Source organism: Brevundimonas sp. (assembly GCF_013912005.1).
Lineage (GTDB): Bacteria > Pseudomonadota > Alphaproteobacteria > Caulobacterales > Caulobacteraceae > Brevundimonas.
Genome location: NZ_JACESB010000003.1, coordinates 223,500 through 241,206, shown reverse-complemented (window position 1 = coordinate 241,206; position 17,707 = coordinate 223,500). Strand labels below are relative to the sequence as shown.

Genomic DNA, 17,707 nt, shown 5'->3' with positions numbered 1-17,707 from the left:
CTTCCCGCCCGCCGTTCCGCCGCCGCGACCGGTGGAGCCGGGGCTGTACCTGGTGGCCACGCCCATCGGGAACCTGCGCGACATCACCCTGCGCGCCCTCGACGTGCTGACCGCCGCCGACCTGGTGCTGGCCGAGGACACCCGGGTCACGGCGAAGCTGCTCTCCGCCTACGGACTGAAGGCGAAGCTGGAGCGTTGCGACGACCACGCCGCCGCCCGCGCCGCCGAGCTGGCCGTCGAGCGCCTGAAGGACGGGGCGGTGGTCGCCCTCGTCTCGGACGCCGGCACGCCGATGGTCTCCGATCCCGGCTTCGTGGTCGCCCGCGCCGCCATCGCCGGGGGCCTGCCCGTCCACCCGATCCCCGGCCCCTCCAGCCTGCTGGCGGCCCTGTGCATCGCCGGCCTGCCGGCCGACCGGGTGCTGTTCGCCGGCTTCCTGCCGCCGAAGTCCGGCGCCCGGCGCACGGCTCTGGAAGAGCTCCGGCCCGGCCGCCAGACGCTGGTCTTCTTCGAGAGCGGCCCGCGGCTGGCCGACAGCCTCGCCGACATGGCCGCGGTGCTGGGCCCGCGCCCGGCCGCCGTCGCCCGCGAGCTGACCAAGCTCTACGAGGAGTGCGTGCGGGGCAGCCTGCCGGAGCTCGCCGCCGACCCGCGCTGCCAGTCGCCCAAGGGCGAGATCGTGATCGTCGTCGGCCCGGGCGAGGCGGAGATCGCCTCCGCGGCCGACGCCGACGCCGCCCTCGCCGAGGCTCTCACCCGCCTGCCGCCGGGCGAGGCCGCGGCCGAGGTCTCGAAGGCGCTCGACCTGCCCCGCAAGCCGCTGTACCGGCGCGCGCTGGAGCTGCAGGGCCGGTGAGCGCCGCCCGGCCCGCGCCGCGCCTCCGGCCGGCCCCGGTCGCCCGCGTCCGCCGGCCGTGGCGCGTGGCCCTGGGGGCCCTGTCGCACCGGCTGGGCCACCGTTCGGAATGGGCGGCGGCCGTCTTCCTGATGCTCCGCGGCTACCAGATCCTCGGCTTCCGCCTGAAGACACGCGCCGGCGAGATCGACATCCTCGCCCGCCGCGGCCGCGTGCTGGCGGTGGTCGAGGTCAAGCGCCGGCCCACGCCGGAGCAGGCCCTGACCGCGCTGAAGCCGGCCCAGTACGAACGGCTCCTCGCCGCGGGCCGGGCGATGTTGCGCCAAAGACCCGGTCTCGCGGGGCACACGCTCAGAATCGATATTGTGGCGCTGGCTCCGCGGCGCTTTCCGCGCCATCGTCGCGGGGTGACAGGCGGGACCAGCCATGACGCGCGATGAGGCCGAGGGCGTGCTGACGGAGGCGGGACAGGCGCAGAACGACGCCTTTCCGCTGCTTGAGGCGGCCATCGCCTGCGCCATTCACGACTACCCTTTCCGCGACCCCGACCCGGTCCGCGTGCTGGCCCGCGCCGGCGGCGACCGGCTTGCGGAGCGCATCGGCCGCGAAAGCCCGGATGAGGCGCTGGCCGAAACCATGGCGGCCGACCTCCGCCTGAACGGCGACCTGATCACCTACGACCATCCGGCCAACACCGACGTCATCGACGTCGCCGAGCGGCGGCGCGGCCTGTCCGCGGCCCTCGCCGTCTTCTACCTCGACGCCGCCCGGCGGGCGGGGGTGAAGGCGCAGGGCGTGGACTTCCCGGGCCACTTCCTGCTGCGGGTCGAGACGCCGGAAGGGCCGGTGGCGCTGGACCCGTTCAGCCAGGGCCGCGTGGTGCTGCCGTCGGAACTGACCCGCCGCGCCCTGCGCGCGGGGCTGACGCCCCACGTCGCCGACCGGCTCGACGTGCTGATGGCCCCCGTCACCGACCGTCAGGCGCTGATCCGCCTGCAGAACGTCCTGTTCACCCGCGCCCTGCGCGCCGGCGACTTCGAGGGCGCCGAGCGGTCCGCCCTGCGCCGGGCCCTGCTGGATCCGGAGGATCACCGGCCGTGGCTCGACGTCGCCTCGGCGCGCGAGAAGCAGGGGGCGCTCGCCGGCGCGCTGGAGGCCCTGTCGCGGGCCCGCACCCTCGACGATCCGGCGGACGTCCAGCGCCGGCTGTCGATGGACCGGGTCCGGCTGCAGCTGAACTGACCTTGCGCGCCCCCGCCGCGGCGCCCATTAGCCAGAGCTCCACAAGCGCAGGACCGCCGATGCTCAGAGTCGCCATCCAGATGGACCCGATCGAAGGGGTGGACATCGAGTCGGACACCACCTGGCTGCAGGCGATGGAGGCCCAGAACCGCGGCTATCCGTTGTGGGTCTACGACTTCCGCACCCTGGCGCTGGAGGACGGCCGGCTGTTCTGCCGCGCCCGCCCGGTGACCCTGCGCCAGCAGCGGGGCGATCATGTCGTCTTCGGCGACTGGGAGAAGCTGGATCTGGGTTCGGACGTCGACGTGATCCTGATGCGTCAGGATCCGCCGTTCGACATGGCCTACGTCACCGCCACCTACCTGCTGGAGACGGTGCACCCGCACACCCTGGTGGTGAACGATCCGGCCGAGGTTCGTTCGGCGCCGGAGAAGCTGCTCGCCACCCGCTTCCCCGGGCTGCAGCCCCCGACCCTGATCAGCGCCGACCCCGTCGCCCTCGACGACTTTCACGTGCGCCACGGCGACGTGGTGCTGAAGCCCCTGCACGGGGCGGCCGGCTCGGGCGTGGTGCGGCTGAAGGCGGAGGACCCCAACCTCGGCGCCCTGATCGAGATCCACGCCGCCGCCAGCCGCGATCCGCTGGTGATCCAGAAGTTCGTGCCGGCGGTGTCCAAGGGCGACAAGCGCATCATCCTGATCGACGGGGAGCCGGTCGGCGCCATCAACCGCATCCCGGCCGCGGGGGCGGTGCGCTCCAACCTGCGCGTCGGCGGCGTGGCCGCCCCGGTCGAGCTGACCGACCGCGACCGCGAGATCTGCGCCGCCATCGGGCCGACGCTGAAGGACCGCGGCCTGATCTTCGTCGGCATCGACGTCATCGGCGACTTCCTGACCGAGATCAACGTCACCTCGCCCACCGGGGCGCAGCAGCTGAAGCGCTTCACCGGCGTCGACGCCGCGGCGCTGATGTGGGACGTGATCGAGCGCAGGCGCGCCGCGTAACGGCGGTCTTGCCACCGCCTCGGGTTCGTGTTTTGTTCCCTTCCGGATGACGGGAGGGAGCCATGCACGCCAGCGTGGTGACGGTCGCGTTCGAGGGCGTCGACGCCCGGCGGGTGGACGTGCAGGTCCAGCAGCTGTCGGCAGACCAGCCGTCCTTCACCATCGTCGGCCTCGCCGACAAGGCGGTGGCCGAGAGCCGCGAACGGGTGCGCGGCGCCTTCGCCGGCATCGGGCTGGCGCTCCCCTCGAAGCGGATCATCGCCAACCTCGCGCCGGCGGACCTGCCCAAGGAGGGCAGCCACTTCGACCTGCCGATCGCCCTCGCCCTGCTGGCGTCGATGGGCGTGATCCCGCCGGACGCGCTGGCGGGCTGGGCCGCGGTGGGGGAGCTGGGGCTGGACGGACAGATCGCCCCCGTCGGCGGGACCCTGCCCGCGGCCGTGGCGGCCGACGCCATGGGGCTGGGCCTGATCTGCCCGGAGGCGAACGGCCCGGAGGCCGCCTGGGCCGGCGAGGCCCCGGTGCTGGCCCCGCGCTCGCTGATCGGCCTGGTCAACCACTTCAAGGGAACCACGGTGCTGCGCCGCCCCGAGCCGGGGGCGCTCCGCTCGGGCGAGCGGGTCCCCGATCTGCGCGAGGTCAAGGGGCAGGAGAGCGCCAAGCGGGCGCTGGAGATCGCCGCCGCCGGGGGCCACAACCTGTTGTTCATCGGCCCGCCCGGTTCCGGCAAGTCGATGATGGCGGCGCGTCTGCCGGGCCTGCTGCCGCCGCTGACCTCGAAGGAGCTGCTCGAGACCTCGATGGTCTGGTCGGTGGCGGGGCTGATCGAGCGCGGGGCCCTGACCCGCGACCGGCCGTTCCGCGCGCCGCATCACTCCGCCTCCATGGCCGCCCTGACCGGCGGCGGTCTGCGCGCCCGGCCGGGCGAGGCCTCGCTGGCGCACAACGGCGTGCTGTTCCTCGACGAACTGCCCGAGTACAGCGCCCAGGCCCTGGACTCCCTGCGCCAGCCGCTGGAGACCGGCGAGATCGTCGTCGCCCGGGCCAACGCCCATGTGCGCTACCCGGCCCGCTTCCAGCTGGTGGCGGCGATGAACCCCTGCCGCTGCGGCGTCGGCGGGCCCGGCAAGGGCGCCTGCGGCAAGGCCCCGCGCTGCCAGCGCGACTACCGCAACCGCATCTCCGGTCCGATGTTCGACCGCATCGACCTGACGGTCGAGACGCCGCCCGTCACCGCCTCCGACATGGCCCTGCCGGCGCCGGCGGAGGGCACGGCCGAGGCGGCGGCCCGGGTGGCGACGGCCCGGGCCCTGCAGGCGGAGCGGCTGCGGTCGGCGGGGTTGGACCCCGAGGCGGGCTGGGACCAGACCGTCAACGCCCGCGTCTCCGGCGAGGCGCTGGAGCGCTTCGCCACGCCCGACGAGCCGGGCCGCGCCCTGCTGATGCGGGCGGGTGAGGCCGGCGGCCTGACCGCCCGCGGCTGGACGCGGACGCTGCGGCTGGCGCGCACCATCGCCGACCTCGACGGTTCCGACGGGGTGCTGCGCCGCCACGTCGCCGAGGCCCTGATCTACCGCCCGCCGCTCGCGGCGGAGGCGGGTCGCGCTGCGGCTACGACGCCCGCGCCGGCCTGGTGAACCGCCCCCGCCGCCCCCGTCTGGCGACCGCGACCGCGACTGCGCGGTGCGATCGACCTTTGCTTAACCCGCCGGGTTGAAGCGGTCTTAACCCGTCCGGCGCAAGCTGCCCTCTCCACGGGAGGCGACATGGCGCGACGCAGAAGCGGAAGTCCCGACATCAAAGGCGGCGAGCCGGCCTCGCCCGAGCAGCAGTTCCTGCGCCTGATGAGCCACGAGATGCGCACGCCGCTCAACGGCGTGATCGGCATGCTCGGCCTGTTGCAGCGAACCCGCCTCGACGGGGCCCAGCGGGCCTATCTCGACAGCGCCCGCACCTCGGCCGAGCACCTGCTGGGCCTGGTCAACGACCTGCTGGACTACGCCCGCCTCGAGGCCGGCAAGCTGGAGTTCGACGCGGCGCCGGTCGATCTGGAGGAGCTGGTCCGCGGCGTGGCCGAGCTGCTCAGCCCGCGCGCCGACGACAAGGGTCTGGAGATCGCCTGGTCCGTCGCCGCCGACGCGCCCGACGTGCTGGCCGACGAGGGCCGCCTGCGCCAGGTGCTGTTCAACCTCGCCGGCAATGCGGTGAAGTTCACGGAGTCCGGCGGTGTCCGCATCTCGGTCGAGCGCTGCGGCGGCTCGCGCAAGGCGCCGAAGCTGGCCTTCATCGTCGACGACACCGGGCCCGGCGTCCCCGCCGAGGCTCGCGAGCGCATCTTCGAGGAGTTCGGCCACGTCGACGCCTCCGACGCCGGCCGCTTCGGCGGCGCCGGCCTCGGGCTGGCGGTGGTGCGTCGCCTCGCCGAGGCCATGGGCGGGGCGGTCCGCGTCGCCGACCGCCCGGGGGGCGGCGGGGCCCGCTTCCGCTTCGAGGCGGTCTTCGAGCCCGCGCCGGGGGAGTCCCGCGGCCAGCCGCTGACCGGCCAGACCGTCGCCGTCATCAGCCCCGACCCCTTCGTCCGCGCCGCCGCCGCGGCCCAGATCGAGGCGTCCGGCGGCGCCGTCGCCGAGGTCGCGCCGGTGGTCCTCGTCGATCATGCGGCCCGGGCCGCCGGAGAGGGGCTGGCGCGCCGCCCGGCCGCCGGCCGCGCCATCGTCCTGCTCAAGCCTTCGGAACGCGACCTGATCGCCCGCTACCGGTCGGCGGGCTTCCATGGCTATCTGATCAAGCCGCTGCGCCGGGCCTCCGTGGCCGAACGGGTGCTGGCCGCCGTCGGGGCCGGGTCGCACCGGCCGGGTCCGCCGCCGCCCCCGCCGCCGGACGACGACCGCGTGCTCTCCGGCCGCTTCTCCGGCACCCGGGTGCTGCTGGTCGAGGACAATCCGGTCGGCGCCCTGCTGGCCTCCACCCTGCTCAAGCGCGAGGGGTGCGCGGTCGAGACCGCGGCCAGCGGCCACGAGGCCCTCGATGCGATGAAGCGCGCCCGCTACGACCTGGTGTTCATGGACATGCGCATGCCCGGCATGGACGGTCCGACCGCCGCCCGCCAGCTGCGCGCCCGCGGCGACCGCACGCCCATCGTGGCGCTGACGGCCAACGCCTTCGCCGAGGACCGCAAGGCCTGCCTCGAGGCGGGCATGGACGACCACCTCGTCAAGCCGCTGGACCTCGCCGCCCTGCGCGCCGCCCTGACCCGCTGGACGAACCGGGAAGTCCGCGCCAAGGTCGCCGCCGGATAGCGGGGCGCAGGGGGCGTCGCCGCCAGGGAACGCCAGATGACTGACAGCAGCGCCGCGAAGCCCGCGAGCCGCCTCGGGGGCTTGGCCGCCTACTTCGAGCGCACCAGCCTGGTCATGCTGCTGCTCGGCTTCGCCGCCGGCCTGCCCAACCTTCTCGTCTACGACACCCTTTCGGCCTGGCTGCGGGACGATGGCGTTTCGCTCGAGCTGATCGGCTTCTTCGCCCTGGCGACGCTGACCTATGCGCTCAAGTTCGTCTGGGCGCCGCTGCTCGACCGCACCGACATCCCCGGACTCACCCGCCTGCTCGGACACCGGCGGTCGTGGATGCTGGCGACCCAGGCGGTGATCATTCTCGGGCTGTGGTTGATCTCCGGTTCCGACCCGCAGTCGAACCTCGGCCTGATCGCGCTTTTTGCGGTCCTGGTCGGCTTCTTCGGGGCGACGCAGGACATCGCGATCGACGCCTGGCGCATCGAGGCCGTCGATGACAGCCGGCAAGGGGTGATGGCTGCGGCCTACCAGCTTGGCTACCGCGTTGCGGTCATCGTGGCGGGCGCCGTCCCGCTCATCCTCGCACAGCTGTTCAACTGGAACCTCTCCTACGCGGTGATGGCCGCCCTGATGGGGATCGGCGTGCTTGGCGTGCTGCTGGCCCCGCGGGAGAAGGCGCACGTCATCCGGGCGATCCCCGTCGGACACCTCCCGTCGCGGCCGATGGCCGAGAAGATCGAGTGGGTGATCCGGGTCCTGCTGATCTTCATCGCCGCGCTCGTCATCGGCACCGGGCTCACGGACAAGGCGGATGCGCTTGTCTGGGCTCTCGGACCATTCCTTGGCGGCGGCGCCGAGGCCGCCCTCGTCGCGGGGCTCGAGCAGGGCGATGCGGCGGGCGTCCTCGTCCAGTTCGCCTATGTGATCGGCGGGTTTGCGCTGCTGACCGCGGCCTGCTGGCCCTTGCCGGGACTGGCGACGCGGCCGGGAGCCTACCTCGCCGGATCCTTCGGCGAGCCGCTGATGGACTTCTTCAACCGCTTCGGACGTCTCGCCGGGCCGATCCTCGCCCTGATCTGCCTCTACCGGCTGGCGGACTTCGTCCTCAACATCATGAACCCGTTCTACATCGACCTCGGCTTCAGCCTGATCGAGATCGCCGAGGTGCGGAAGGTGTTCGGGGTCGTGGCCCTTTCCGCAGGGGTCATCGTCGGCGGCTGGTCGGTGGCGAAGCTGGGGCTGATCCGGACGATGGTGATCGGCGCCTTCATGAGCCCGGTCTCCAACTTCGTCTTCGCCTGGCTGGCCACCCAGGGCCACGACCTGACCGCCCTCTTCATCTCCATCGGCATCGACAACGTCGCCACCGGCTACGCGGGCACCGCCCTCATCGCCTACATGTCGAGCCTCACCTCGATCGGCTTCACCGCGACCCAGTACGCGCTGTTCAGTTCGCTCTACGCCCTGCCCGGCAAGATCATCGCCAGTCAGTCGGGCAAGATCGTCGAGGCCTCGGCGCGATGGGCGGACGCCGGCGGGCTGCCGGCCGTCCTGAAGGGCCTGTTCACCCGCCTTCCGGAAGGGTCGCTGGTCGAGGGCGCCGCCAAGAGCGGGGTGTCCGTCGCCGGGCTGGGCGCCGGCTACGTCACCTTCTTCCTCTACTCGACGCTGATCGGGGTCTTTGCGATCGTTCTCGCCTTCTATGTGGCGCGGCGGCAGCCGGCGGTGATGGCGGCGCAGAAGGCGCGCGACGCGGCCGCCAGCGGCGCGCCGTCCGCCTGAGCCGGACTCACTCCTCGCCGGCCGCCGCGCCCTCCTCGTAGGCGGCGAAGGTCGCGGCGGTGAGGATCTCGCTGACCGAGGCGCCGAGCGAGACGATCTGCACCGACTTCTCCAGCCCGACCAGCAGCGGTCCGATCACGGTGGCCCCGCCCAGGGCCTGGACCAGACGCGTCGAGATGGCGGCCGAGTGGATGGCCGGCATGACCAGCACATTGGCGTGGCCGGTCAGGCGCATGAACGGATAGGCCGTCCGGGCGTCGGGATCGAGCGCCAGCTCCGGCGGCATCTCGCCCTCGTACTCGAAGTCGACCCCGCGCTGGTCCAGCAGCCGGATCGCCTCGCGCACCTTCTCGGCCCGGTCGCCCGGCGGGTTGCCGAAGGTCGAGTAGCTGAGGAAGGCGACGCGCGGGGTCTTGCCCAGCTTGCGCACCGTCTCGGCCGCCTGCACGGCGATCTCGGCCAGTTCGGCGGCGTTCGGCAGCTCGTGGATCGAGGTGTCGGCGACGAACAGGGTGCGGCCCTTGGCCAGCAGCACCGACAGGCCGATCATCCGCTCCTTCACGTCCAGCACCCGCCGCACCTCGCGCAGGGCCATGTTGAAGTTGCGGGTCACGCCGGTGACCATGCAGTCGGCCTCGCCGCGGGCGCACAGGGTGGCCGCGAAGTAGTTGCGGTCCTGGTTGATCATCCGCTGCACGTCCCGGCGCAGGTATCCACGCCGCTGCAGCCGCTCGTAGAGCCAGTCCGTGTATTCGACGTTGCGCTCCGACAGCCGGGCGTTGGCGATCTCGATGCCGAGGTCGTCGAAGTTCAGCCCCGCCTCGGCGGCGTTCTGGCGGATCAGCTCCTCGCGGCCGACGAGGATCGGCGTGCCCAGCTCGGCCTGCTTGAAGGCCCAGGCGGCGCGGATCACCGAGGTCTCCTCGCCCTCGGCGAAGACGACGCGCTTGTTCGGCGCCGCGCGCACGGCCGCCGAGATGTTCTGCATCAGGGCGGCGGAGGGATCGAGCCGGCGGCGCAGCGAGGCGCGGTAGGCGTCCATGTCCTCGATTGGCCGGCGCGCCACCCCCGAATCCATCGCCGCCTTCGCCACGAACGGCGGGATGTACCAGATCAGCCGCGGATCGAAGGGCGTGGGGATGATGTAGTCGGCCCCGAACTTCAGCTTGCGGCCGCGGTAGGCGGCGGCGACCTCGTCCGGCACGTCCTCGCGGGCGAGGGCGGCCAGGGCCTGGGCGCAGGCGACCTTCATCTCGTGGTTGACCTGCCGGGCGCGCACGTCCAGCGCGCCCCGGAACAGGTAGGGGAAGGCCAGCACGTTGTTGACCTGGTTCGGGTAGTCCGAGCGGCCGGTGGCGATGATGGCGTCCGAGCGCACCGACAGCACGTCCTCCGGGGTGATCTCCGGATCGGGGTTGGCCATGGCGAAGATGATCGGCCGGGGGGCCATGGAGGCGACCATCTCCTTGGTGATCGCGCCCTTGGCCGACAGGCCGATGACCACGTCGGCGCCGACCATGGCCTCGGCCAGGGTGCGGTGCGGCGTGTCGGTGGCGTGGGCGGCCTTCCACTGGTCGATGTTCGGACGGCCGCGGTAGACGACCCCGTCCCGGTCGACGATGACCGTGTTCTCGTGCCGCACGCCGGCCGCCTTCATCAGGCCGATCGACGACAGGCCCGCGGCGCCGGCGCCGGTCAGCACGACCTTGACGTCCTCCAGCCGCTTGCCGGCGATATGGCAGGCGTTGATCAGGCCCGCGGTCGAGATGATCGCCGTGCCGTGCTGGTCGTCGTGGAAGACCGGGATGTCCAGCAGGTCCTGGAGCTGGCTCTCGATCTCGAAGCATTCGGGGGACTTGATGTCCTCCAGGTTGATGCCGCCCCAGGTGTCGCCGATGTTCTTGACCACGGTGACGAATTCGTCGGGATCGGTGGTCTTCACCTCGACATCGAAGCTGTCCACGTCGGCGAAGCGCTTGAACAGCACCGACTTGCCTTCCATCACCGGCTTGGAGGCCATGTGGCCGAGATTGCCGAGGCCGAGGATGGCGGTGCCGTTCGAGATGACGGCGACCATATTGCCCTTGGAGGTGTAGTCGTACGCCTTGTCGGCGTCGCCGGCGATGGCCAGCACCGGCACCGCCACGCCCGGCGAATAGGCCAGCGACAGGTCGCGCTGGGTGGCCATCGGCTTGGTGGGCGCCATCGAGATCTTCCCGGGCGTCGGCGCGCGGTGGAAGTCGAGCGCGTCCTCGTCGGAGAAGGTCTGTTTGTCGGTGATGTCAGGCATGGGCGTTTCCGGAGTTCGTCCCGTTCCTAGTGCCCGGCGGGAGAGGCGACAACCGGCCAGCGGCTGACACCCGGGAACAAATGCGGCACAAGGCCGGGATGCCCGCCGACTCGACCCTGCTTGCGCCGTCCTCCGCCCTCGACGCGGCCCGCGCCACGCTGGAGCGGATCTGGGGCCACCCCGACTTCCGCGGCCGCCAGGCGGAGGTGGTCGCCGAGGTGCTGGCCGGCCGCGACGTGCTGGCGGTCCTGCCCACCGGCGGCGGCAAGTCCGTCTGCTACCAGCTGCCGGCGATCCTCCGGCCCGGCCTCGGGCTGGTGATCTCGCCGCTGATCGCCCTGATGACCGACCAGGTGGAGGCGCTGAAGCAGCAGGGCGTGCGGGCGGCGCGGCTCGACTCCGGCGTCTCGCTCGACGACCGCTCGGCCATCTGGCGGGCGGCGCGGGCCGGTGAACTGGACCTGCTCTACGTCTCGCCCGAGGGGCTGGCGGGCGGCGCCATGCTGGAGCGGCTGGCGGAGCTGCCGCTCAGCCTGATCGCCATCGACGAGGCCCACTGCGTCAGCCAGTGGGGCCACGACTTCCGTCCCGACTATCGCACCCTCGGCCGCCTCGCCGAGGTCTTTCCCGGCGTGCCGCGCATCGCCGTCACCGCCACCGCCGACGCGCGGACGCGCGAGGACATCCTGCGCTCGCTGCGGCTGGAGGGCGCGCGGGTCGTGGTCGACAGCTTCGCCCGGCCCAATCTCCAGCTTTCGGCTATCCGCAAGGAAAGCGGCTCCCGCGCGAAGACGGACGCCGCAGTCATCGCCCTGGTCCGCGAGCGGCGCGGCAAGTCGGGGGTGGTCTACTGCGGCAGTCGCGACGGCTGCGAGCGGGTGGCGCAGGCGCTGCAGGAGGCGGGGACCAACGCCATCGCCTACCACGCGGGCATGGACGCCCGGGAGCGCGACCGGCGGCTGGAGCGGTTCCTGGCCGAGGACGGCGCGGTGATGGTGGCGACCATCGCCTTCGGCATGGGGGTGGACAAGGCCGACGTCCGCTTCGTGATCCACGCCGACCCGCCCGGCTCGCTCGAGGCCTACTGGCAGGAGATCGGCCGCGCCGGCCGAGACGGCGAGCCGGCGGAGGGCCTCACCCTCTACGGTCCCTCCGACATCGCCTGGACCCTGCGGCGGCTCGACGGCCGCCCCACGGCCGAGGAGGTCAAGGCGGTGCAGGTGCGCAAGGCGCGCCAGCTGTTCGCCATGCTGGACGGCGCCGTCTGCCGGCCGCAGGCGGTGCGCCGCTACTTCGGCGAGGCGGAGGCGCAGCCGTGCGGCGTCTGCGACATCTGCCTCGACCCCCCGGCCATGTTCGACGCCACCGTGCAGGCCCAGAAGGCGCTGGCGGCGGTGCAGCGGCTGGGCGAACGCTTCGGCCGCGGCCGGGTGGTCGATCACCTCCTCGGCCGGACCCGGGAGGTCCAGCCGTGGGAGACGGCCCTGTCCACCTGGGGGATCGGCGTCGACACGCCGCTGCAGACCTGGCGGGACGTGCTCGACCACCTGATGTTCGAGGGGCTGCTGGTCGAGGATCCGAACGAGGGCAAGCCGCTGGTCAGGCTCGGGGACCCGGCCGCGGTCCGGGCGGTGTACCGCGGCGAGCGCGCCGTCGAGGTCCGGCTGACCCCGGCGCGGGGGGCGGCGCCGCGGCAGCGGACGGGGCGCAACGCGGCGCTGGAGGCCATGGACGCCGACGTGCGGGCCCGCTTCGAGGTGCTCCGCGCGTGGCGGCGCGACCGGGCCGCCGAACAGCGGGTGCCGCCCTATGTGATCTTCCAGGATCGCACCCTGCTGGAGATCGCCGTGGCCGAGCCGGCGACGCTCGACGCCCTGGGGCACGTCCCCGGCGTCGGCCAGACGAAGCTGGAGCGCTACGGCAAGGCGGTGCTCGCCGCCCTGTCCGCGGCCGCCTAGCCCCAGGGGCCGCGCGGGCCGCCGGCGTTCGGGACCGAGGTGCTCGCGGCGACGGCGGCAGACCGGGGCGCCGCCGGGCGCGACGCCGGCCGGCCCGCGCCGGTCGCCAGTTCGGCCAGCGCCCGCACCCGGTTGGCGGTGTTCGGGTGGGTCGAGAACAGGTTGTCGGCCCCGCGCCCCGACAGGGGGTTGATGATGAACAGCTGGCCGGAGGCCGGATTGCGCTCGGCCACCGGATTGTGGATCCGCTTCGCATAGGCCTCGATCTTCTGCAGGGCGGCGGCCAGCGCCTGTGGGTCGCCGGCGATGCCCGCCCCCACGCGATCGGCCTCGTATTCGCGGGCGCGGCTGATGGCCATCTGCACCAGCCCGGCCGCCATCGGCGCGAGGATCATCAGCGCCAGCGTTCCGATCAGGCCCCCCGGCCGCTCGCGGTCGTCCCCGCCGCCGAAGAACAGGGCGAAGTTGGCGAGGGCGGCGATGGCGCCCGCGATCGTCGCCGTCACCGTCATGGTCAGGGTGTCGCGGTTCTTCACGTGCGCCAGCTCGTGCGCCATCACGCCCCGGATCTCCTCCCGCGTCAGCATGTCGAGGAGGCCGGTGGTGGCGCAGACGGCGGCGTTCTCCGGGTTGCGGCCGGTGGCGAAGGCGTTCGGCTGGTCGTTGGGGATGATGGCGATCTTCGGCCGCGGCAGGCCGGCGTCGCGGGCCATCTGCAGGACGTCGGCGACGTAGGTGCGCACCACCGCGTTCGGATGGGTCTCGTCCACCAGCTGGGCGCGGTACATGCGCAGCACGATCTTGTCCGCGTTCCAGTAGCTGAACAGGTTCATGCCGCCGGCGAGCAGCAGGGCGACCAGCATCCCGGGCACGCGGCCGATCATGTAGCCGACGCCCATGAACAGGGCGGTCATGACGGCGAGCAGGGCGAAGGTCTTCAGGTGATTCATCGTCGCGCGGAGTCGGGGCTGGCGCCGGGCTGGCGGAGAACCATTTTGTGGATCAGAACCTTCCGGCTCAAGGCGAGGACCCTGTGACCCATCATCCCACCTCGAACGACGCGCCGGCCGCGACCCTCAACGCCGACGTGCCGCACGCGACGCCGGAACGGCCGCTCTCCGACGCCGCGCGACGGGCCCTGCTGGAGGCGGCGGAACGGCGCGAGGCGGCCCGCCAGACGCCGCTGGCCGTGGAGCACGGCGGTCCGCGGGGACCCGAGCCCACCCGCTACGGCGACTGGGAGAAGAAGGGCCTCGCCGTCGACTTCTGAGCGAACGAAGGCGGCCGAACAGCGTTAACCGTCTCCACCCGGAGATCGCCGATGCTTCGTCCCCTCGTCCTGATCGCCGGCGCGACGATCTGCCTCGCGCCGCATGCCGCCCGCGCCCAGGCCTACGCGCCATCGTGGGGCCAGCCAGCGTATCTCGACTCCCGGGGCCAGCCGGTCGGCGGCGCCCCGCTGTCGGAGGTCGAGGTCCGCGCCTACGCAGGGACCGGCCGGTGGGCTGACGGCCGCCGCGAGCGCCCGCGCGTCTACGTGCCCGCCCCCGCGCCGGGCTACGGAGAGGGGCGTCGCCGCCTGCGCGACCACGACGGTCCCTGGCGCGCGCGAGGCGACGCCGCCGGGCGCAGCCGCGGACAGGGGTACCGGGACGAGTGGGGCTACAATCACGACCGGTCCGACGGCGTCCGCCGGGGCTGGCGGGTTCGCCGGCCGGCGCCGCGCCACGACTGCGGGTGCGGCGACGTCTACCTGTACGACCGCTGACCGGTCGGCCGTCCCGGCCTCAGCGCGGCCGTCCGACTCCGGCGATCTCCCCGACGATGGCCGAAGCCGCGCGCAGGGGATCGTCGGCGGCGACCACCGGCCGGGCGACCACCAGATGGCTGGCGCCGGCGCGCAGCGCCTCCGCGGGCGTGGCGACCCGCTGCTGGTCGCCCCGCTCGGCTCCGGCCGGCCGCACGCCCGGGGTGACGACCAGGAACTCCGGACGGCCCGCGGCGTCCGCCAGCGCCCGCACCGCGGCGGCCTCCAGCGGGCTGGAGACGACGCCGTCGACGCCGCAATCCAGCGCCTGCCGCACCCGCCGCTCCACCAGGGCCGCGGCGCCGGCGCCGTAGCCGATCTCGGCGAGATCCGCGTCGGACAGGCTGGTCAGCACCGTCACGGCCAGCAGCTTCGTACCGGAACCCGCCGCGTCCCGTCCCCGGACCGCCCCGCGCATCACCTGCGGCTCCGCGTGCACGGTCAGCAGATCGCAGCCGCCTTCGGCGACGGCGCGCGCGGCGCCTTCCACCTGGGCGCCGATGTCGTGCAGTTTCCAGTCCTGGAAGACGCTCTTGCCGCGGCCGCGCAGTTCGTGGGCGAAGGCCACGCCGCCGGGGCGGGCGAGGAGGGTCAGGCCGATCTTGTAGGCCGAGACCGTCGCCCCGAGGCGGTCGACCATGGCCCGGGCCGCGTCCAAGGACGACAGATCGAGGCCGACGATCAGGCGCGGGTCGGTGGGCGCGGGCGTCATCGTCGGTCTCCGTTCGCCTTGGGGGTGGACGCGCGGGCGCGCCTCGGCCCTTATGGGCGCAGCTGAATTGGGGGCGGGGTCAGGACATGGACGCGGTCGATCTGGGGGTCAACCTGTTCGTGGCCCTGTTCGCCCTGCTGGATCCGATCGGCAACCTGCCGATCTTCGCCGCCGCCACGGCCGGCGCGACCCTGCGCCAGCGCGTGTCGGTGTCGGGCCTGATCTGCCTGTTCGCCGTCGTCTTCCTCGGCTTCTTCTTCTTCACCGGCCTCGGCCTGCTGCAGTTCTTCGGCATCTCGCTGGCCGCCTTCCGCATCGCGGGCGGCATCCTGCTGCTGTTCCTCGGCCTCGACATGGCGCGCGAGGACTTCCTGAAGATGTTCGCCGACGCCGACGCCGTGACCGACGCCGGCGACGTGCGGGGCTACGCCAAGCGCCGCTTCCAGCGCCTCATCGTGCCCTTCGCCATCCCCCTGATGATCGGCCCCGGCGCCATTTCGGCGGTGATCATCCAGGCCGGGGAGGCGGAGCGGATCGGGCCGGCGGCGACGCTCGCCTCCCTCGCGGCCATCTCCGCGGCGGGGCTGGTGTCCTTCGTCTGCTTCTCGCTGACCGGGCCGATCAGCCGGGTGCTGGGCGACGTCGGCATGGCCATCGTGGTGCGGGTGCTCGGCTTGATCCTCTGCGCCCTCGCCATCCAGTTCATCCTCGCCGGTCTGGCGGAGGCCATTCCGGGCATGTTCAGCTCGATCGCCACCACGCCCTATCCCAGCGGCGGTCACTGAGGCGGAGCGGGGAGGGGGACATGGGCGCCACCGGGATCTCGGGACCGGCCGACGTCCAGCGACAGGACGCCTTCGTCGACGCCGCCTTCGCCTTCGCCGTATCCCTGCTGATCATCGCCGGCGCCGAGCCGCTGCGCTCCTACCAGGATCTGCAGACGGCCCTCGCCCGGATCCCGGCCTTCGCCGCCAGCTTCGCCCTCGTCGCCCTGTTCTGGATCGCGCACCGGAGCTGGTCGCGACTGGGGGCCCGGCGGGACGGCTGGAGCACCTTCCTCAGCCTGGCCATCGTCTTCGCCGTGCTGGTCTTCGTCTTCCCGCTGCGGCTGCTCACCGAGTCGGCCACCCACTTCCTCTCGGGCGGACGGCTGCCCGGCGGCGGGCTGATGAGCGCCCTCGCCGACCTGCGCGGAGCCTACGTCACCTATGGCGCGGCCTTCGGCGCGCTCGCGGCCCTGTACGTGCTGCTGTTCGCCCACGCCGCCCGGTCGCTGGCCGTCGGGTCGGACGTGCGGCGGCAGGCGGTCTCCTGGGCGGGGAACTGGGCCCTGGCCCTGGCCGCGGCCGCGGTCTCCTGCGGTCTGGCCCTGTCGCCGGCGTTGCGGGCCGCGCCCTGGGCGCCGGGCGTGGCCTACAACCTCATCCCCCTCGGCATCGCCCTGCTGGCGTGGAAGGCCCGTGGCCCGGTGTCCGGCGCTACGGCGCGGCCGAAGCGAGGGCGGCGCGGATCTCGCGCCAGTCGACGAACTTGAAGTTCTGGGTGCCGCGGTCGTTGACGTCGTCCTGCACCACCACCAGCCCCTCGGGGAAGGCGTCGCCCACCGGCCCGCCGAGCGCGTCCAGTCCGTCGGTGCCCGTCACCCCGTCGACGGCGCCGTCAGCGACGACGAAGCGTCCGACGAAGGCCGGCGCGGCGCCGTCCAGCCGCCACACGGCGAAGGTCGAGTCGCCCTGGCTGGAGGCGATCAGGTAGCGGGCGGCGCCGTCCTCGAGGATCGTCAGCCCCTCGACGTCGGCGACCAGCACGCCCGGCGCCACGCCCTGCAGCAGGGTCCGGGCGGCGCCCGACGCCGGATCGAGGCCGTAGCGCCAGATGCCCACCCCCTCCTCGGCGACGTACAGGGCGTCCGACTGCGGATCGGCGGCGCAGCCTTCCGAGATCGAGCCGACCTCGGCCCGCCGGACTTCCCGCGCGACCGGCTCCCCGCCGGCGCCCGCGCCGAGCAGGAACTGGCGCAGCTCGCCTTCGTGACCCAGCAGGATGGCGTGAACCTCGGCGCCGCGCCGGGTCATGCAGAAGCCGTAGGGCTCGACGACGTCGGTCGGGATGTGGCCCCACACCTGCACCTGGGCCCCCGCCCCGGCGGCCGGATCGAAGCGGTACAGGGCGATCCCGGCCTTTCCGACCGTGCGGTCGCTGGCGCCGAGCACGACCTGCGGACGCCCCTGGATCGCCAGGCCGTCCACCAGATCGACGTTGTTCAGCCGCCCCTCCGGCAGGAACTGCAGGATCGCGCCGTCGAGGCCGTAGATGTACAGGCCCGCCTTCTTGTCGGTGCCGGCGACGAAGCCGCGGATCGCATGATCGCCGAACCGCACCGGCGTCGCCGAGGCCCAGATCGCCGGATCGTCGGCGGCGTCCTCGCCGGTGGTGCCCACCGAGGGGGTCTCGAGCGCAGCCGGGGCCGGCGCGCCGACGCCCTGACGTTCCCCGTCCAGGGCGGCGCAGCCGGCGAGAACGGCCGCGACGGCGGCGACGATCAGATGGCGGACGGTCATGGCGGCTCCTTCCGTGGTGGGCCGGTCCGGCTTGGCCATGGGCCGGATGGCGGGTCAATGCCGGAACGGTGACGCTTGCGCGTCATGCCGATGACAAGCCGTCCGGACAGAGAACAACGGTCGCAGAGTCGTCGAGAAACCGCAAAGCCGGCTTCGCCGAACCGTCGCGGAGGCGTCGCCGGTACGGCCTAGCTCGATGTTC

General features: G+C 73.1%; 16 protein-coding genes. 12 read left to right on the top strand and 4 right to left on the bottom strand.

What is annotated here, in order from left to right:
- The first annotated feature begins 31 nt into the window (after positions 1-31).
- From rsmI to H2038_RS04215, 7 genes are all read left to right on the top strand, one after another.
- On the top strand, positions 32-856 hold the full coding sequence (rsmI, locus tag H2038_RS04245) for a 16S rRNA (cytidine(1402)-2'-O)-methyltransferase (protein ID WP_292109473.1): 825 nt from the start codon (positions 32-34) through the stop codon (positions 854-856).
- Positions 857-921: 65 nt separating this feature from the next.
- Positions 922-1,296: a YraN family protein gene (locus H2038_RS04240; RefSeq protein ID WP_292109471.1), complete on the top strand. Its 375-nt coding sequence runs from the start codon at positions 922-924 to the stop codon at positions 1,294-1,296.
- Positions 1,283-2,098 carry a transglutaminase family protein gene (locus tag H2038_RS04235; RefSeq protein WP_292109462.1) on the top strand — a complete coding sequence of 272 codons (816 nt, stop codon included), beginning with the start codon at positions 1,283-1,285 and terminating at the stop codon, positions 2,096-2,098. The genes H2038_RS04240 and H2038_RS04235 overlap by 14 nt, the downstream gene beginning before the upstream one ends.
- 59 nt (positions 2,099-2,157) lie before the next feature.
- Positions 2,158-3,102, top strand: coding sequence for a glutathione synthase (gene gshB / locus H2038_RS04230; protein WP_292109460.1), 945 nt, complete (start codon positions 2,158-2,160; stop codon positions 3,100-3,102).
- A gap of 62 nt (positions 3,103-3,164) precedes the next feature.
- Positions 3,165-4,739 carry a YifB family Mg chelatase-like AAA ATPase gene (locus H2038_RS04225; RefSeq protein ID WP_292109458.1) on the top strand — a complete coding sequence of 525 codons (1,575 nt, stop codon included), beginning with the start codon at positions 3,165-3,167 and terminating at the stop codon, positions 4,737-4,739.
- Between the two features lie 129 nt (positions 4,740-4,868).
- A complete protein-coding gene (locus tag H2038_RS04220; RefSeq protein ID WP_292109456.1) occupies positions 4,869-6,401 on the top strand; it encodes a response regulator in 1,533 nt (510 codons plus the stop codon).
- 36 nt (positions 6,402-6,437) lie between these two features.
- Positions 6,438-8,177 carry an MFS transporter gene (locus H2038_RS04215; RefSeq protein WP_292109454.1) on the top strand — a complete coding sequence of 580 codons (1,740 nt, stop codon included), beginning with the start codon at positions 6,438-6,440 and terminating at the stop codon, positions 8,175-8,177.
- A gap of 7 nt (positions 8,178-8,184) precedes the next feature.
- Here the strand turns inward: H2038_RS04215 and H2038_RS04210 are convergent, their stop codons facing one another.
- Complete coding sequence (locus H2038_RS04210; protein WP_292109452.1) at positions 8,185-10,467, bottom strand: NADP-dependent malic enzyme; 2,283 nt, start codon at positions 10,465-10,467, stop codon at positions 8,185-8,187.
- 98 nt (positions 10,468-10,565) lie between these two features.
- On the opposite strand from H2038_RS04210, the gene recQ reads away from it, so the two are divergent.
- Positions 10,566-12,425, top strand: coding sequence for a DNA helicase RecQ (gene recQ / locus H2038_RS04205; RefSeq protein ID WP_292109451.1), 1,860 nt, complete (start codon positions 10,566-10,568; stop codon positions 12,423-12,425).
- Here recQ and htpX read toward each other — a convergent pair.
- On the bottom strand, positions 12,422-13,375 hold the full coding sequence (htpX, locus tag H2038_RS04200) for a zinc metalloprotease HtpX (protein ID WP_292109449.1): 954 nt from the start codon (positions 13,373-13,375) through the stop codon (positions 12,422-12,424). The genes recQ and htpX overlap by 4 nt on opposite strands.
- 83 nt (positions 13,376-13,458) lie before the next feature.
- Between htpX and H2038_RS04195 the strand changes: the two genes are divergently transcribed.
- Together H2038_RS04195 and H2038_RS04190 are read left to right on the top strand one after the other, a co-directional pair.
- The gene (locus H2038_RS04195) at positions 13,459-13,695 is read left to right on the top strand and encodes a DUF1674 domain-containing protein (protein WP_292109448.1); all 237 of its coding nucleotides are present in this window, start codon (positions 13,459-13,461) and stop codon (positions 13,693-13,695) included.
- Positions 13,696-13,746: 51 nt separating this feature from the next.
- A complete protein-coding gene (locus H2038_RS04190) occupies positions 13,747-14,193 on the top strand; it encodes a hypothetical protein (RefSeq protein WP_292109446.1) in 447 nt (148 codons plus the stop codon).
- A 19-nt stretch (positions 14,194-14,212) separates the two neighbouring features.
- Here the strand turns inward: H2038_RS04190 and pyrF are convergent, their stop codons facing one another.
- Positions 14,213-14,944 carry an orotidine-5'-phosphate decarboxylase gene (gene pyrF, locus H2038_RS04185; protein ID WP_292109445.1) on the bottom strand — a complete coding sequence of 244 codons (732 nt, stop codon included), beginning with the start codon at positions 14,942-14,944 and terminating at the stop codon, positions 14,213-14,215.
- 86 nt (positions 14,945-15,030) lie between these two features.
- Between pyrF and H2038_RS04180 the strand changes: the two genes are divergently transcribed.
- Both H2038_RS04180 and H2038_RS04175 read left to right on the top strand, forming a co-directional pair.
- Positions 15,031-15,729: a MarC family protein gene (locus H2038_RS04180; RefSeq protein ID WP_292109443.1), complete on the top strand. Its 699-nt coding sequence runs from the start codon at positions 15,031-15,033 to the stop codon at positions 15,727-15,729.
- A gap of 20 nt (positions 15,730-15,749) precedes the next feature.
- Entirely contained in the window at positions 15,750-16,478 is a 729-nt protein-coding gene (locus H2038_RS04175) for a TMEM175 family protein (RefSeq protein ID WP_292109442.1), read from the top strand.
- Here H2038_RS04175 and H2038_RS04170 read toward each other — a convergent pair.
- A complete protein-coding gene (locus tag H2038_RS04170) occupies positions 16,423-17,505 on the bottom strand; it encodes a phytase (RefSeq protein WP_292109440.1) in 1,083 nt (360 codons plus the stop codon). The genes H2038_RS04175 and H2038_RS04170 overlap by 56 nt on opposite strands.
- Positions 17,506-17,707 lie beyond the last annotated feature (202 nt).

Coding starts and splice junctions, on each gene's coding strand:
- H2038_RS04190 (WP_292109446.1), top strand. CDS start 13,747: ATGCTTCGTCCCCTCGTCCTGATCGCCGGCGCGACGATCTGCCTCGCG.
- H2038_RS04215 (WP_292109454.1), top strand. CDS start 6,438: ATGACTGACAGCAGCGCCGCGAAGCCCGCGAGCCGCCTCGGGGGCTTG.
- H2038_RS04220 (WP_292109456.1), top strand. CDS start 4,869: ATGGCGCGACGCAGAAGCGGAAGTCCCGACATCAAAGGCGGCGAGCCG.
- H2038_RS04225 (WP_292109458.1), top strand. CDS start 3,165: ATGCACGCCAGCGTGGTGACGGTCGCGTTCGAGGGCGTCGACGCCCGG.
- recQ (WP_292109451.1), top strand. CDS start 10,566: ATGCCCGCCGACTCGACCCTGCTTGCGCCGTCCTCCGCCCTCGACGCG.
- H2038_RS04170 (WP_292109440.1), bottom strand. CDS start 17,505: ATGACCGTCCGCCATCTGATCGTCGCCGCCGTCGCGGCCGTTCTCGCC.
- H2038_RS04175 (WP_292109442.1), top strand. CDS start 15,750: ATGGGCGCCACCGGGATCTCGGGACCGGCCGACGTCCAGCGACAGGAC.
- pyrF (WP_292109445.1), bottom strand. CDS start 14,944: ATGACGCCCGCGCCCACCGACCCGCGCCTGATCGTCGGCCTCGATCTG.
- htpX (WP_292109449.1), bottom strand. CDS start 13,375: ATGAATCACCTGAAGACCTTCGCCCTGCTCGCCGTCATGACCGCCCTG.
- gshB (WP_292109460.1), top strand. CDS start 2,158: ATGCTCAGAGTCGCCATCCAGATGGACCCGATCGAAGGGGTGGACATC.
- H2038_RS04235 (WP_292109462.1), top strand. CDS start 1,283: ATGACGCGCGATGAGGCCGAGGGCGTGCTGACGGAGGCGGGACAGGCG.
- H2038_RS04180 (WP_292109443.1), top strand. CDS start 15,031: ATGGACGCGGTCGATCTGGGGGTCAACCTGTTCGTGGCCCTGTTCGCC.
- H2038_RS04210 (WP_292109452.1), bottom strand. CDS start 10,467: ATGCCTGACATCACCGACAAACAGACCTTCTCCGACGAGGACGCGCTC.